This window comes from Erythrobacter sp. (assembly GCF_030066995.1).
Lineage (GTDB): Bacteria > Pseudomonadota > Alphaproteobacteria > Sphingomonadales > Sphingomonadaceae > Erythrobacter.
Genome location: NZ_JASJAP010000002.1, coordinates 44,933 through 59,729, shown reverse-complemented (window position 1 = coordinate 59,729; position 14,797 = coordinate 44,933). Strand labels below are relative to the sequence as shown.

General features: G+C 62.9%; 13 protein-coding genes. 8 read left to right on the top strand and 5 right to left on the bottom strand.

Annotation, left to right across the window (positions count from 1 at the left end; all coding sequences use genetic code 11):
• Positions 1–40: 40 nt before the first annotated feature.
• The 8 genes from QNI87_RS06520 to QNI87_RS06485 are packed head-to-tail and all read left to right on the top strand — an operon-like array spanning position 41 to position 9,792.
• Positions 41–805: an SDR family NAD(P)-dependent oxidoreductase gene (locus QNI87_RS06520; RefSeq protein WP_300595382.1), complete on the top strand. Its 765-nt coding sequence runs from the start codon at positions 41–43 to the stop codon at positions 803–805.
• Positions 802–3,075, top strand: coding sequence for a DPP IV N-terminal domain-containing protein (locus tag QNI87_RS06515; protein ID WP_300595381.1), 2,274 nt, complete (start codon positions 802–804; stop codon positions 3,073–3,075). The genes QNI87_RS06520 and QNI87_RS06515 overlap by 4 nt, the downstream gene beginning before the upstream one ends.
• Positions 3,072–4,136: a sugar phosphate isomerase/epimerase family protein gene (locus QNI87_RS06510; RefSeq protein WP_300595380.1), complete on the top strand. Its 1,065-nt coding sequence runs from the start codon at positions 3,072–3,074 to the stop codon at positions 4,134–4,136. The genes QNI87_RS06515 and QNI87_RS06510 overlap by 4 nt, the downstream gene beginning before the upstream one ends.
• A complete protein-coding gene (locus tag QNI87_RS06505) occupies positions 4,133–5,278 on the top strand; it encodes a Gfo/Idh/MocA family oxidoreductase (RefSeq protein ID WP_300595379.1) in 1,146 nt (381 codons plus the stop codon). The genes QNI87_RS06510 and QNI87_RS06505 overlap by 4 nt, the downstream gene beginning before the upstream one ends.
• Positions 5,271–5,885 carry a hypothetical protein gene (locus tag QNI87_RS06500; RefSeq protein WP_300595378.1) on the top strand — a complete coding sequence of 205 codons (615 nt, stop codon included), beginning with the start codon at positions 5,271–5,273 and terminating at the stop codon, positions 5,883–5,885. The genes QNI87_RS06505 and QNI87_RS06500 overlap by 8 nt, the downstream gene beginning before the upstream one ends.
• Positions 5,882–6,817 (top strand): DUF1080 domain-containing protein, encoded by a 936-nt coding sequence (locus QNI87_RS06495; protein WP_300595377.1) that lies wholly within the window; start codon positions 5,882–5,884, stop codon positions 6,815–6,817. The genes QNI87_RS06500 and QNI87_RS06495 overlap by 4 nt, the downstream gene beginning before the upstream one ends.
• Positions 6,814–8,514 carry a GMC family oxidoreductase gene (locus QNI87_RS06490; RefSeq protein WP_300595376.1) on the top strand — a complete coding sequence of 567 codons (1,701 nt, stop codon included), beginning with the start codon at positions 6,814–6,816 and terminating at the stop codon, positions 8,512–8,514. Before QNI87_RS06495 ends, QNI87_RS06490 begins: the two co-directional genes overlap by 4 nt.
• Before the next feature lie 9 nt (positions 8,515–8,523).
• Positions 8,524–9,792, top strand: coding sequence for an FAD-dependent oxidoreductase (locus tag QNI87_RS06485; RefSeq protein WP_300595375.1), 1,269 nt, complete (start codon positions 8,524–8,526; stop codon positions 9,790–9,792).
• A 2-nt stretch (positions 9,793–9,794) separates the two neighbouring features.
• On the opposite strand, the gene QNI87_RS06480 is transcribed toward QNI87_RS06485, so the two are convergent.
• The 5 genes from QNI87_RS06480 to QNI87_RS06460 form a co-directional block, all read right to left on the bottom strand.
• Complete coding sequence (locus QNI87_RS06480; RefSeq protein ID WP_300595374.1) at positions 9,795–10,295, bottom strand: MarR family transcriptional regulator; 501 nt, start codon at positions 10,293–10,295, stop codon at positions 9,795–9,797.
• Positions 10,296–10,409: 114 nt separating this feature from the next.
• Positions 10,410–11,630: a flavin-dependent oxidoreductase gene (locus QNI87_RS06475; RefSeq protein WP_300595373.1), complete on the bottom strand. Its 1,221-nt coding sequence runs from the start codon at positions 11,628–11,630 to the stop codon at positions 10,410–10,412.
• A gap of 11 nt (positions 11,631–11,641) precedes the next feature.
• Positions 11,642–12,316, bottom strand: a complete 675-nt coding sequence (locus QNI87_RS06470) for a fumarylacetoacetate hydrolase family protein (RefSeq protein WP_300595372.1) — start codon at positions 12,314–12,316, stop codon at positions 11,642–11,644.
• Positions 12,313–13,359 carry a gentisate 1,2-dioxygenase gene (gene gtdA / locus QNI87_RS06465; RefSeq protein ID WP_300595371.1) on the bottom strand — a complete coding sequence of 349 codons (1,047 nt, stop codon included), beginning with the start codon at positions 13,357–13,359 and terminating at the stop codon, positions 12,313–12,315. The genes QNI87_RS06470 and gtdA overlap by 4 nt, the downstream gene beginning before the upstream one ends.
• A gap of 18 nt (positions 13,360–13,377) precedes the next feature.
• A complete protein-coding gene (locus tag QNI87_RS06460) occupies positions 13,378–14,712 on the bottom strand; it encodes an MFS transporter (protein ID WP_300595370.1) in 1,335 nt (444 codons plus the stop codon).
• Positions 14,713–14,797: the final 85 nt, after the last annotated feature.

Sequence of the window (14,797 nt, the reverse complement as noted above, 5' to 3'; positions counted from 1 at the left end):
CTATGCGCCATTATTCCCCAATCGGAAAGAAGGGAAGTGGATGACGTTTGCCGGACAGGTTGCGTTGGTAACGGGAGGGGCGCGCGGCATTGGCAAAGCGATTGCGGCGCAGCTCGCTGCCAGTGGCGCAACGGTTGTCTTGGCCGATCTCGACGGCGACGCTGTCGAAATCGCCGCGCGCGAGGTGGGGGCGAGCGACGGCATCGCGGTCGATGTCTCCAATTCGAGTGCCGTCGATGCGATGGTCGAACGTATGGTTGCAGGCCATGGCAAGATCGACATCCTCGTTCACAGCGCGGGTATCGGCCTTGAGCGCTCGTTCCTCGAAACAAGCGATGAGGAGTGGCATCGCCTGATAGAGGTCGATCTGTCGGGCACGTTCTACACGATGAGAGCGGTCGGGCAGGTCATGGCCACGGCGGGCTATGGTCGGATCGTCACGCTGGCATCGACTGCGGGCGAGCGCGGCGGCACCGGGCGCGCGGCTTATGGCGCGGCCAAGGGCGGCGTGATCATGCTAACCCGAGTGCTCGCGGTTGAGCTGGCCGAGAGCGGGGTCACTGTGAACACACTCGCGCCGGGCGCGATTGAGACCGAACTGGTCCAGCGCATGCATTCGGATGCGACGCGAGTGAATTATCGCCGCTCGATCCCTGCAGACCGCTACGGCACGCCTGAGGAGGTGGCTGAGGCTGCGCTTTTTCTCGTGAGTAAAGGCGCAAGCTATGTGACAGGGCATGTGCTTGCGGTGGACGGAGGGTTTCTCGCCGCAGGCGTGCTCAATCGCGCAGGGTGGGATCAGTGAGGCATAGTATCATCTGGGCGTTCGGTTTGCTGGCGTTCGCCGCTGCGCCGGCGTCGGCGCAGCTCGACGAACCGATTGCAACGACCATCGAGGAATCGAGGGCTATCCTCGCGGCGGAGAGAGCTGGCCTGGTGGGCGCACAGGCGAGGCCGGTCGCGATCGATGGCGGCGAATTCTTGCTCATGAACGACCCGTTGCATGAACCCACAGTCTGGCTCGTCGAGCCCGCCACGGGACGGGTCGAAACGCTGATCGTGGGGCAGGACCTGGCGGCGGCACTCGCTAAAGCCGGGCTGGATGCCGCTCCAAGCGTGCAGAGCTTGGACGCTTCTCGCAATGCGGTGTGGCTTCAGGTCGGTGGAGAGAGTTACCGTTGGGACATAGCGGCCCGAACCCTGTCACCCGCACCGGAGCGTGACCGCGCGCTCCAACTGACGCAGCCGCAGGTGCTGTCCGATCAGTTTCCTACCACATTCGGCAGGCTGAGCGAGGTGGCTTCTCCCGACGGCTCGCGTTTTGTGACCCTCGTCGAGAATGACCTCGCGATCCGGACGGGAGACGAGGTACGACGTCTCACGGATGACGGCGCGCCGCGATATGGCTGGCGCAATGCCGAGGAGTTCTCGCCGGGCTTCAACGTCAAATGGTCGCCCGATGGCAAAACGATTGCTGCGGTCAAGCTCGATGAGCGCGATGTCCCGCACGAGCCGCTGTATCGCCCGCTTACCCGCGGCCCGACGATCCTGGAATGGCCCTATCCGCGCGCAGGCGAACCTATTGCACGGTTCGAACTGTGGCTGATCGACGCCGAAACCGGCGTGCGCACTCCGATAGATACGGGCGAGACCGAAGACCACTATGTCAGTCTGGTCGGTTGGGGCGATGACGGCGCAATCGTGTGGTGGCAGAAGGTTTCGCGCGACCAGAAGCGGCTTAGACTATTCGCCGCCGATCCTGCGACGGGCGAGAGCCGGCTGGTCTACCGGCAAGAGGTCGCGACCTATTTCGACACGCCAATGACGCTGGGACCGCCCAACATAACCCCACTGTCCGCTAGCGACGATCTGCTAGTGATGAACGAATGCAGCGGCACGCGTCAACTCTACCTGATCGATGGCAATAATGGGGTTGAGCTCCATCGGATCAGCGACGGCGCAGCACTGGTGCAAGGCATCCTCAAGCTCGACGAAGCGCGCGGTGAAGTCTGGCTGTCGGTTTCCGCTGATCCGGGGCACCCTTATCACCGTCAGATTGCGCGGGCGCGGCTGGATGGAAGCGGCATGAAAGTCCTCACGCCGGAGACCGGCACTTACTCGGCGTGGATTGCTGATGACGGTTCGGGTTTCATGACCCGGCGATCCGACCTGGCCACCCCTCCGGTCATTGAGGCGCGTGACCGCGGCGGCTCGGTCACCGCCACCGTTTCTCGCACGGACGCGAGTGGCCTTTCAGCGCTCGGCTATGCGGGGATGGAAGAACTGGTCATCGACCAGGCCGATGGTCCGCACCAGATCAGGGGCGTGATCCTCAAGCCCTTCGGTTTCGATCCTGCGAAACGCTATCCGGTGGTCGAGGTCATCTATGCCGGAATGCAGGTCAGTTCGGCGCCGACCGAATATTACGCCTCGGGCGGAATGGGGCGCGCGATCAACGGCAACACTGCGCGGGTTCTGGCACAGCAAGGCTTCGTAGTCGTCTTCACAGATGCGCCGGGCACTCCGGGACGGGGCCGCGCCTTTCAGGATGCGACATACGGGACCTGGCCGCAGGGCGTCATCGCCGATCATGCTCAATGGCTGCGCGAGGCGGCTTCGACGCGGCCCTGGATGGACCTCGATCGCGTGGGCATCTACGGCAACAGCTGGGGTGGTTACATGGCGGTGCGGGCGCTGATCGATGAGCCCGAGCTCTACAAGGTCGCCGTAGCGATGGCCGCGCCGCAGGATCTCGACGACCATCCGTTCTACATCGAGCCGTTCATGGGCTTACCGCAAGACAACCCCGACGGATATGCCGCCGCGTCCAATCTTGATCGTGTCAGCGAAATCGAGGGTCGCGTTCTGGCGATGTCATGGCCGCTGGAGGTCAATGCCGGGTTCAGCCCGTGGTGGAAGTTGATCGACCGGATGGTGGCTGAGGGCAAAGACCTGGACGTTTTCACTATGCCCGGGGTCAATCATCGCGTCAGCTGTTGCGGTACCAATCGAGCGGATTACGGTTTTGCCAAGATAACGAGATATTTCCGCCACTGGCTGGGGGATGAGGAATGAAGACGATCAAGGGGCCTGCGCTGTTCCTGGCTCAGTTCGCTGGCGATGAGCCACCCTTCGACAGCTGGCAGGCGATCACCAAGTGGGCCGCCGAATGCGGCTATCTGGGCGTGCAGGTGCCGAGCAACGATGCGCGGATGATCGATCTGGAGGCTGCAGCCACGTCGAAGTCCTATTGCGAGGAATGGCTCGGTCAGGCGAAGGCAAATGGGGTCGCAGTCACCGAGCTTTCGGCCCACATCCAGGGACAGCTCGTTGCGGTGCATCCGGCCTATGACGCAATGTTTGACGGGTTTGCGCCGGAGCATGTGCGCGGCAATCCCGACGCCCGGCAACAATGGGCGGTGGAACAGGTGCAGATCGCGCTCGATGCGTCGGCCAATCTCGGACTCGACCGGATGGCGGCTTTTTCGGGTGCGCTTGCATGGCCCTATTTCTATCCCTGGCCACAGCGACCAGCGGGATTGATCGAGGAGGCGTTCGACGAATTGGCGCGGCGCTGGCGCCCTCTCTTCGATCACGCCGAGGAGCGCGGGGTCGATATCTGTTTCGAGATTCACCCCGGCGAAGACCTGTTCGACGGGACCACGTTCGAGATGCTCCTCGACCGGGTCGATGGACATTCGCGGTGCAAGATGCTGTTCGATCCGTCGCATTACGTGCTGCAGCAGCTCGACTATCTCGACCATCTCGACGTCTATGCCGAGCGGATCGGCATGTTCCATGTGAAAGATGCCGAGTTCCGCCCGACGGGCCGGCAAGGTGTCTATTCGGGCTATGCGCCGTGGGTGGAGCGCGCCGGAAGGTTCCGCTCGCTGGGAGACGGCCAGGTCGATTTCAAGGCGATCTTTGCCAAGCTCACCGCTATGGATTTCGACGGCTGGGCTGTCGTCGAATGGGAATGCGCGTTGAAGCACCCCGAAGACGGGGCGCGTGAAGGGGCGCAATTCGTGCGCGATCATATCATCCGCGTAACGCCGCACGCTTTCGACGACTTTGCAGCAGGCGATACCGACGCCGCTGCCAATCGCCGCATGCTGGGTCTGCGAAACCCGGTATGAGACCGATACGACTGGCAATGATCGGTGGCGGGCCGGACGCTTTCATCGGCGGGGTGCATCGCATGGCGGCGCGCCTGGACGGCCACTTCGCGCTTGTGGCCGGTGCGTTTTCCTCCGATCCGGAAAAGAGCGCATCCATGGCGGGCGAACTCAACCTTGATCCAGAGCGCTGCTATCCGGACTTTGCCACGATGGCGGCCAGCGAAGCCGCGCGCGAGGATGGGGCCGAGGCTGTCGCTATCGTGGCCCCGAACCAGGTGCATTTCGATGCCGCGATGGCTTGTCTGGACAAAGGCCTTCCGGTGATTTGCGACAAGCCGCTGACGACCGACCTTGGGAAAGCGAAGAGACTGGCCGATGCCGTCTCTCGAACTGGCATCCCCTTCTTTGTCACCTACAATTATTCCGGCTACCCGCTTGTACGACAGATGCGTGAGATGGTGTCCGAGGGTGTGCTGGGCACAATCCGAGGCGTGCACGTCGAGTATGTCCAGGATTGGCTCGCCGAACCGATCGAGCAGAGCGGACAGAAACAGGCGGGCTGGCGGACCGATCCAGTGGCGACGGGTGGGGCCGGTGCGACCGGGGACATTGCGACGCACGCCTATCATCTGATGCGCTTTGTCAGCGGGTTGAGGGTTGAAGAACTGGGGGCGGATCTGTCTTCGCTAGTGCCGGGACGCGTGGTTGACGACGATGCCCGCATATTGCTGAGGCTGGAAGGCGGCGCGCGCGGGATGCTTTGGGCGAGCCAGATTGCGCATGGCAATACCAATGGATTGCGACTGCGCATCTTCGGTGAAGAGGGTGGGCTTGAGTGGCATCAACAGAACCCGGAGGAACTGACATTCGCAGCACGTGGGCAGCCTCCGCAGATCGTCCGGCGCGGAGGGCCTGAAGCCGAGGCGGCGGGGTCTCGCCTGCCGCCGGGGCATCCTGAGGGTTTTGTCGAGGCGTTTGGAACGCTCTATTGCGAGGCGGCGGAAGGCATACGAGCGTGGCAAGCGGGAGGGCCCGGCAACAGCGCGAGCGTGCCGGGTATTGATGATGGCGTCGAGGGCGTCGCTTTCGTCGACGCGGTGCTGCGCTCATCCGCGAACAACGCAGCGTGGACGAAGATTGAGGAGCATCCGAATGGCTGAGGATAAGACCAAGCGCGGCGTCACCCGTCGCCGAGCGATGTGGTACGGGACCGGGGGCGTTGCGCTCGCCGGGTCCGCCGCGATGCTGGCCTATCTTGGATTACGAAGCGCGGGCGGCAAGATCGTCGAAGCCGAAGTCTTTCCCGCCGGATATGGGCGCGATCCGCAGCTTGTGAACCCAGTACGTCCAGCATGGCAGCTGTCGTTGAGCGAGGATCAGCGCTCACAGCTAAGTGCCATCGCTGATATCGTCCTGGTGCCTGATGCAGAGCATCCCCGCCCTTCCGAAGTGGGCGTTCCTGCCTTTCTCGAAGAATGGCTGAGCGCGCCCTATCCCGACCAGAAAGCTGACCGAGACTTGATCCTGCCCCTGCTCGAGCGCCTTTCAGCTCGATCCGAGACTGCGCTGGCCAGCGAGTTGCCGCGCCTTGCCGCGTCGGGTGATGAAGCCATGCTGCGGCTGATCGAGCTTGTGGCTGGAGGCTATGTGTCGACGCGCGCCGGGCAGCGCGCGATCGGTTTCATCGGCGATCAGGCGAGCCTCACATTCGAAGGACCGCCGCCTGCAGTCGTTGCGGAGATCGAGCGAAGGGCAGCCGCGCTGTGAAGCATGCCGTGCTTGTCGCGCTGTCAGGCGCAATGGTCGCGTCGCCTAGCATGTCGTCGGGCGATGGCGAGATCAGCGAGCCTTCAGTGTTGATCGAAACGCTGAATTCGGACGCCGAGCGGCAAGCGGCGCGCGAGATTTACTCGGCGCTCAAGGACGATCCTCAGGTCGCCCAGTTGCTGGAGGCCCATCCGGACATGGTGCTTGGCTGGGGTGAGGACTTTTGGCCGGACGCGCTGCTGCGCGCGCCGCTTTCCGGCAATTCCCGATGGCGTGTGCACGATCTGCGTCGTCCGCAACCACCGCTTGCGCAGGGTCGCTGCGAGCCGCAAGTCGCACCGGACGAGGCAGTGCGTCTTACCTTGCGCGATTTCACGGGCGACCGGCACGATATGTGGGCCGAACGCGACGGACTGATCCTTGCCGCCGGCGAGACTTCCAATCGCATCATGAGCAAACGGTCGTTCGACAGTTTTCGTTTGTATCTTGAGTTTCGCTTGCCGGTGCCCACCCACGGATATGGCCAGCGGCGGGGCAATAGCGGTGTCTTCCTGCACGGCGATCACGAAATTCAAATTCTCGATGGGTGGGCGAACCCTACCTATCCTGACGGCATGATCGGTGCGCTTTACGGCCAGTCGCCACCATCAGCCAATGCAGCGCTGCCGCCTGGAGTATGGCAGTGTCTCGACATCGCGTCCACGGCCCCAGAGGTGGATGAAAGTGGTACCGTTACCGGGCCAGCGCGCGCGACGGTGAGGCTCAACGGGGTGCTTGTTCAGAACGACGTCGCCTTTACCGGCCCGACCGCATTTGCGCGTCGCACCGCATATGATCGCCCGCGCGCGCCGAGAGGGCCGATCGGTCTGCAGGATCATGGCGATCCCGGTGGAAGAGTGGCGTTTCGCAATATCTGGGTAATCGAGCGATGAGCGATGCTGCACTTCAGGGTCACGATGTGGTGGTCGTCGGTTCGGGCGCCGCCGGGGGTATGGCGGCCCACACACTCGCCCAACGCGGTGTTCGGGTGCTGCTGCTCGAATCCGGTCGTGATTACAATCCCGAAACCGAGACCCCCATGTGGGACCACTTCGAGGACGCGCCGCTCAATGGAGCGCAGACGCCCGACAAGGAGCAGGGCTTCTTTGACGCCACGGTGAATGGTGGAAACAACGTCCCTGGCGAACCCTACACCGTCGCGGAAGGCAGCAAGTTCCGATGGTGGCGCGCGCGTATGCTCGGCGGCAAGACCAATCACTGGGGAAGACTGTCGCTGCGTTTCGGGCCGTATGATTTCAAAGGCTACAGCCGTGATGGATTGGGTGTCGATTGGCCGATTGACTACGAAGAGATGGCTCCGTGGTACGATAGGACGGAGGCGCTCGTCGGCCTGTTCGGAGCCGCCGAAGGGATCGAAAACTCACCCGACAGCCCCGACGGCGTTTTACAGCCTCCGCCTCCGATGCGCGGATATGAGCGGCTCTTGAAGCTTGTGCTCGGCCGGAAGTTCGGCGTTCCGGTTGTGCCCGCGCATATGGCGATCCTCACGCAGCCGCTCGATGATCGACAAGCCTGCTTCTACGCGACCGATTGCCAGCGCGGCTGCTCGATCAAGGCCAATTTCCAATCGCCCACCGTCCTCATCTCTCCTGCCGTTGCCTCGGGGAAACTCGCCGTGCGCACCGATGCCCATGTGATCGAGGTGATCAAGGGCGACGATGGGCAGGCCAAGGGTGTGCGGTTCATCGACACCAAAACGGATGAGGTGCACGAGGTGCGTACGCGCGCTGTCGTTTTGGCCGCGAGCACCTTGTCGACGACCCAGATTCTGCTCAATTCGGACAAGGGGCAGGGGATCGCCAATGGCAGCGGTCAGGTCGGTCGCAATCTTATGGACACAGTCAATGTCGGGATGGCGGCGCGTATCCCCGCGCTGGAAGGTCTCGAGCCCTGGAACGATGAGGGCGTGTCGCTCTACCATGCCTACGCCCCCTGGTGGGGCTATGACGACATGCGCGCGGGCAAGCTGGACTTCGCGCGCGGCTATCACCTCGAATTCTGGGGTGGGCGCTTAGCGCCCGATGTCGGCACTGGAATGGGGTTGGCAAGCGACACGGGTGCTTTCGGCGCCGATCTGCTTCCCGCTATGCGCGAACGCTATTCGAGCACGGTTTTCATTTCCGGGCGAGGAGAGATGCTGCCCAACGATCGATCCTACATGGATCTCGATCCCGATGTGCGCGACCGCTTCGGTATGCCCGTGCCTCGGTTCCATTTTGCGCATGGCGAGCAGGAAAAGGCCACTGGACGGCACATCTATGCCTCGCTGCGCGACTTCTTCGAGGGGCTCGGCGCTGAAGTGCCGCCTGACGATGGCCGCCCGATCGAAGACCGCATACGTGTTGGTGGTTCGGTGATTCACGAAGTCGGGACGGCCCGGATGGGTGATGACCCCGCGGCCTCTGTTCTCGATCGTTGGGGGGCAGCGTGGGAGATGCCAAATCTCTATGTCACCGACGGGGCGGCGTTTGCGTCGTCCCCGGACAAGAATCCCACGTTAACGATCATGGCTCTGGCCATGCGTTCAGCGGAACATCTCGCCGATCGTCTGGGCAGCGGCGACTTTTAGGACGGTTGCGTGCCACAAGACAGGATCATCATCGTCGGTGCAGGGCTTTTGGGCGTGTGCAGCGCGTGGGAGCTGGCCGAGCGCGGCTACGCGGTGACGGTGTTGGAAGCGCGACCGGGCGCGGGAGAGGATACGTCCTTTGCGAATGGCGGCATGCTCACCCCGTCCATGCCCGATCCGTGGAATTCTCCCGGTGTGTGGAAGCATCTCGCCTCTTCGCTATTCGATCCGACTTCGGCGATGAAGCTGCGACTGCGGGCTGTGCCATCCCTGATGAGTTGGGGGATCAGCTTTCTGCGCCATTCTTCGCCGCGTCATCACCAGTATGCCACCGAAGCGAATCTGCGATTGGCGTTGCTCAGCGTTCCCAGGACTCTGGAATGGGCGGACCGGCTTGGGCTTGAATTCGATAGAAGCGACAAGGGTTCGCTCAAATTCTTCCTCGACCGTGACGAATTCGAACAGGCAGTGAGCAAGATCGCATGGCTGCGCGACGTTGGCCTCGGCTTCGAGGCGTTGGACGCAACTGCGACGATTGCCCGCGAGCCGGCTCTGGCATCGATTGAAGGTCGGCTTGGGGGCGCCATCCACTATCCGGGCGACGCGCGCGGGGATGCGCATCTGTTTACGAAGGGACTGGCCGCCGCTGCGCGCCAGGCGGGCGTGGAGTTTCGCTACGATACGCAGGTCGAGAGCTTGCTGGTCGAGCGAGGTCGCGTGGCCGGGGTGCAGCTGCGCGGCGGAAGGGCGCCCGCAGATCAGGTCATAGTCGCCGCGGCCAATGCATCGCGCGGGCTGATCGGGCCCTTGGGCCTGCGTCTGCCAGTGCGTCCGGCGAAAGGTTATTCGGTGACGTTCGATGTGGAGGGCATCGATGGCGTTCCCGGCCACGCCTTGATCGACGATGCGCGCCATGCCGCGCTGGTGCCTTTGGGAACTTGTCTGCGCGCGGTTGGGACGGCGGAGTTCACAGGAGAGGATCGCCGCATGCGTCCGGAACGGATCGACAATCTCAAGGCTATGATGCGCGCCAACCTCCCTAGTGTGGCCGCAGCCTTAGAGGGCCAAGACGGTAACGAATGGTGCGGCCTAAGGCCGATGAGCGCCGACGGGAGGCCGTTCATCGGTGCCACGCGTATCCCAGGCTTGTGGCTGAACACCGGCCATGGCTCGCTCGGATGGACGCTGGCTGCTGGTTCGGCAAAGCTCTTGGGTGAGTTGATCTCCAAAGATACGCCATCGGTGGATCCGGAGCCGTACGCCGCCTCGCGCATATGAGCTTAGCCGTCGACCTTGTTGACACTCTTGTCCTTGTCCCGGAGCGATGAAACTTTTGTACGCACGGCATCGTTATGGGCGCTCACGAACTTGTCGAGCAATTGCAGGAAGCGTTCGGCTTCTCGCTGCGTGAATATCTCGAGCGAGCGTTGCTGGGCCTGGGCCGCAGGCTCATACATGGAGTCCAGCAGGTCTTCGCCCTTCTTGGTCAATCGCAGCGTCTTGCGCCGTCGATCTTCGGGGTCCGCTGTTCTTATGAGTGCGCCATCTTCTTCAAGTTTGCGCACAACCATTGCGGTAGTAGAGCGGTCGAATCCGCCAAGCGATGCCAGGCCAATCTGGTCGATCCCGGGATGATGATGAATGATGTAGAGGGCGCCAAACTGGGTCGTGGTGCCGCCCAGTTCGGCGGCTTCCTGCTGGAACAGCGCGACGGAAATCTGATGAGCGCGGCGGATCAAGAATCCCGGACGCTGGTATAGCTGTTCTAGCGGGTCGCTCATGCACTCCTAGTCCCGGTCGCCCCCAGTCGGGCCGCTGCACTCGCTCCTTCGCCGACCTTGCGCGAAGTTGCAAGCTCATGCGCTGGCGTGTTCGCAGAACCGGGAGGACCGCGCTCAGCAGGAAGGGCGCGCAAAGCCCGCGATCTGCTGATAGCGCCTGGAGATCGCGCGCAGCTCCGCCTCGTCGACAATCGCGTGGATATCGTCGAACGGTCGGTCCCCGTGAAGTTCCTCGACGCGCATTATGATCGCATCGGGAGGCGCGGTGCGGTTTGTCTCAACAATCCTGGAGGTGACCGGCACGCGTTCTGCAGCATAGGCGTTCAACGCCTCCCGCGGATCGCCGGCGTCTGCCAATCCATCGGCAAGAACCCTCGCATCGATCATCGCTTGCGCCGAGCCGTTCGATCCACGCGGATACATCGGATGCGCGGCATCGCCCACAAGCGTGACCCGGCCAAAGGTCCACTCGTCCACGGGATCGCGATCCACCATCGGATATTCGAAGATCATATCCGCCCGGCGCAGCATCTCGGGCACGTCGAGCCAATCGAACCGCCAATCGCCAAAGATCGGCATGAGGTCCTCCAGCCTGCCCGGCTTGTTCCATTCGTTCGGGCCCGCCGTGTCCGAATGGATCTCCGCGACCCAGTTGATCAATTGATTGCCAGCATCGTCGATCGCATCGCGGATCGGGTAGATGACGAGCTTGCCCGAGTGGATCGTGCCAATTCGCATATAGGTATGGCCATCGAGGATCGGCGGCATGCGTGTGACGCCGCGCCACGTGTTGATCCCACCAAAGGCGACACCTTCACCCGGATAAAACATCTGGCGCACCCGGGAATTCACGCCGTCGCAGGCAAGGACCATGTCTGTCGATGCTGCTACGCTCGAGCCATCGCTGCGTTCGAACCGAAGGGAGACGCCGGTCTCATCCTGCTCGAGTGAGACGAATTGATGATCCAGGGTCAGCGTGTCCTCCCCACACTGCTCCTGCACCGCGGCGAGCAAAGACCCATGCAGATCGGCGCGGTGAATGCCGCATTCGGGCAGATCGTATCCGGCATTGCGCCCTCGCTCCTCGGCGTAAATGCGCTGTCCGAAGCGATTGAAGAAGGCGCTCGAATAGTTTTCAACGCCAAGCTGTTCGATCTTTTGCGCGATCCCCAGTCGCTCTAGCTCGCGCATCGCATGCGGCAGCAGCGTGATGCCAACGCCGATCTCCCGGATTTCCGGTGCCGCTTCGTACACCGTCGCGCCGATCCCATGGCGGTGCAGATTAAGCGCCAGCGCCAACCCTGCGATCCCGCCCCCGATGATTGCGATCTCCATAACGTTGCGCCTCAACCGATCGTCACATCGAGATCGGGTAGACCGGCGATCTCGCCGTGAAGCGTGTCGCCGCGTCCGATGGGGCCAACGCCTTCGGGCGTCCCGGTGAAGATCAGATCGCCCGGTTCCAGTCGGACATAGCGCGACAGGTCCGAGACGACTTCCGCAACGCTCCAGATCAAGAGCGAGATGTCGCTCGACTGGCGCGCCTCGCCATTGACGGTGAGCGATATTGCGCCGTCGGTGAGCGGCTCGCTGCCCGGCACGATCGGGCCGCATGCCGCGCACTGATCGAACGCTTTGCCCGTCTCCCACGGTCGCCCGGCTTTGCGCGCGGCAAGTTGCAGATCGCGGCGGGTGAAATCGAGCCCGACCGCATGCCCAAAAACATGCTTCGCCGCGTCTTCCACCGGAATGTCCGCACCGCCAACGCCGATCGCAATCACCAGCTCGATTTCATGCTGAAAATCCTCGGTTTCTGGGGGGTAGGCGATTGTGCTGCCTGCTGGCAGGACCGAGTCGGATGGTTTGGCGAAGTAGAACGGCAGCTCGCGATCCGGGTCGGTTCCCATCTCGATTGCGTGGGCGCGATAATTGCGCCCCACACACCAGACGCGGCGAACGGGAAAACCCGTGCCATCGGTGATCGGCAGGATATTGGGTTCCAGATCGAAAATCGGCTTCATACGTTCTCCTTGTCCGGGTTCGCGAGTTCCTGTCGCCACAGCCCGCAATGACGCTGCACGCCAGCGTCCGAAAAACTGAACAGCACGGCTTCGGATTTCGCCGAATGGGAGCGCCATGCCCAGCTCGGCGCGACGAACACGTCGTGGGGTTGCCAGGCGAATGTTTCATCGCCGATCCGGCTTTCGCCTTCACCTTCGACCACGACGAAGATCGTCGCATCGGTCGAGCGGGTTGGCCGCGTCTCGAACCCTTGCGGCAGCAATTGGATCGCCGCCGCCATGGTCGGCATGGCGTCACCGCCCGTGGTCGGATCGATATAGCGCATCCGGTGCCCGAAATGCGGATCGGGCGTATCGTTTCGTGCGAGTGTGGCCAGCGCTGGCCGCGTGTCGGCGTAGCGGTAATTGAAGATCGGCGAGCCGGCACGCGAGCGCTCCCACCCATGGGGCAACAAATTGCTGGCAAACCGCGCCCGACTGTCGCCCACGGGCCGGGATATCGGCTGCTGCGCGGTATTTCCGCCTTGCGCAAAGCTGGAGCCGAAGAAGCGAACCATGGGGATATCGAGACCGTCGAGCCAGACCATCGGCCGATCGGTTTCATTGCCGTGATCGTGCCAAGTCCATTGCGGCGTGATCACCATGTCGCCCGGAGACATGGGCGTGCGCTCTCCATCCACCGAGGTGTAAGCCCCTTCGCCCTCGATCACGAACCGCAGCGCCGTCTGCGTGTGGCGATGGCACGGCGCGACTTCGCCGGGCAGGAGCAGCTGCATCCCTGCATAAAGGCTGTTCGTGGCCGCGCCCTGCCCCTTGAGGCCGGGATTTTCGAGGATGAGGACGCGCCGCTCCGCCTCCTCGGCGGTGATCAGGTTTCCCGACTCCATCAGCGCGGGACGGATCGCCTCGCTATACGACCAGTGGACCGGAGCGACCGGGGTGGCTGGTTCCTGCGATACAAGCACATGCAGGCTTTCCCACAGCGGGGCCATATCCTGCTTTGCAATGCGATCGTAGAACGCGCCGAGCGCTGCCTTGTCCATCTCTACCGATCCGTCAAATTAATCAGACGTCGTTCTTGTTTGCACTGCCTGTTTCAACCCGTCAATGTCCGCTGCGTGTTTGCGTAGCAACTCGCGATAGGTTGGCCGCACGGGCCAGAGCATGGCAGCCGCGATTGCACCGGCTGCGCCGAACATCATGAAGCCCAAAGCATAGCTTCCGGTTTCATCGTGAATCGCGGCCAGCGCAAGCGGGCCGGTCGCGAAACCGGCCGTGGTCATGCCGGTCAGGATGGGCAGCACACGGTTCATCGCGCGGTGGCCATAGACATGCTTGGCCAAGACCGGGCTGTCGGCGATGATCCCGCCATGGGCGATACCGCGCACCATGATGAAGGCGGTGACGGTCGCGGCACCCGTAACGCCCAATGCCATCACAGCGGCGATCCCGACCAGCAGGTAGTTGAGCGAAATCCCTTTCAGCGATGTCTTGTCGTAAAACCATCCGGCGGCGATTTTGGAGAAAATTGACAGCGCAAACGTCCCGGCGACGCCCAGAGCCGCCGCTTCCGCCCCCAATCCCTTGTCGCGTTCGAGAAACAGGGCGGTGTGCTGGAGCACGCCCATATCGACCGCGGCGGCCAGATAGAGGCTGATGGCAACGAACCAGAATGTTCGCGTGCGCACGGCCTCGCGCGCAGAGAACGGCTTGTTGAGAAAGGCCAGCACATCGGGCGCTGCCTTCGCATTGCCGATCTGTTCGGCCAGTTCCCCCTCGCTCGGCTCCTCGCGCGCGACGAACAGCAGAAGGGGCAGGACGATGAGCCAGATCCCCAGTGTGAGCGAGGCATAGGCCGCCCGCCAGCCCAGTTCCGCGATCAGCGGTTGCACCGTGAGCGGCAGGATGACGCCGCCTACGCCTGTGCCTGCGATCATGATCCCGAGCGCAAATCCTTGATTGCCCGTGAACCAGCGCGACACCAGCACCTTCAGCCCGATCAGCACCACCGTGGCCGTGCCATGGTTCAAGGTCGCCAGCAGCGCATAGCTCCACCAGCCGCTGATCGCGAGGAAGCTGACCATTGCTACACCCGTGAGCGCAACCGCTCCGATCACCACGGTGCGCGCGCCGATCCGGTCGATAAGCGGCCCGATCACCAGCAGCGAAAGCGCCATGCTGACGAAGTTGCCATAGGTGAACGCGACTGTGGCTTCGGTGCGGGTCCAGCCGAACTCGTCGATCATCGGACTGTAGAGCAGCGGCAGGACCGAGGCGGATGCCGAGAAGGTGAAAAGCAGGGAGAGAAAGCCGACGCCGACCATTACCCATTCGGTTTTCAGCGCGCGCGCGCCCTTGGCCCGCCCCGCGTCCGCGCTGTTCGATGTGTCTGCCAAGGGTCTCTCCCGTTCCCCCCGGCGCGACCGGTGAGGCCGCGCGTCTTTTGGCTGCAATATCGCAGACCCTTGCCAAACACAATTC

Coding starts and splice junctions, on each gene's coding strand:
- QNI87_RS06475 (WP_300595373.1), bottom strand. CDS start 11,630: ATGGAGATCGCAATCATCGGGGGCGGGATCGCAGGGTTGGCGCTGGCG.
- QNI87_RS06480 (WP_300595374.1), bottom strand. CDS start 10,295: ATGAGCGACCCGCTAGAACAGCTATACCAGCGTCCGGGATTCTTGATC.
- QNI87_RS06470 (WP_300595372.1), bottom strand. CDS start 12,316: ATGAAGCCGATTTTCGATCTGGAACCCAATATCCTGCCGATCACCGAT.
- QNI87_RS06510 (WP_300595380.1), top strand. CDS start 3,072: ATGAAGACGATCAAGGGGCCTGCGCTGTTCCTGGCTCAGTTCGCTGGC.
- QNI87_RS06500 (WP_300595378.1), top strand. CDS start 5,271: ATGGCTGAGGATAAGACCAAGCGCGGCGTCACCCGTCGCCGAGCGATG.
- QNI87_RS06490 (WP_300595376.1), top strand. CDS start 6,814: ATGAGCGATGCTGCACTTCAGGGTCACGATGTGGTGGTCGTCGGTTCG.
- QNI87_RS06520 (WP_300595382.1), top strand. CDS start 41: ATGACGTTTGCCGGACAGGTTGCGTTGGTAACGGGAGGGGCGCGCGGC.
- QNI87_RS06505 (WP_300595379.1), top strand. CDS start 4,133: ATGAGACCGATACGACTGGCAATGATCGGTGGCGGGCCGGACGCTTTC.
- gtdA (WP_300595371.1), bottom strand. CDS start 13,359: ATGGACAAGGCAGCGCTCGGCGCGTTCTACGATCGCATTGCAAAGCAG.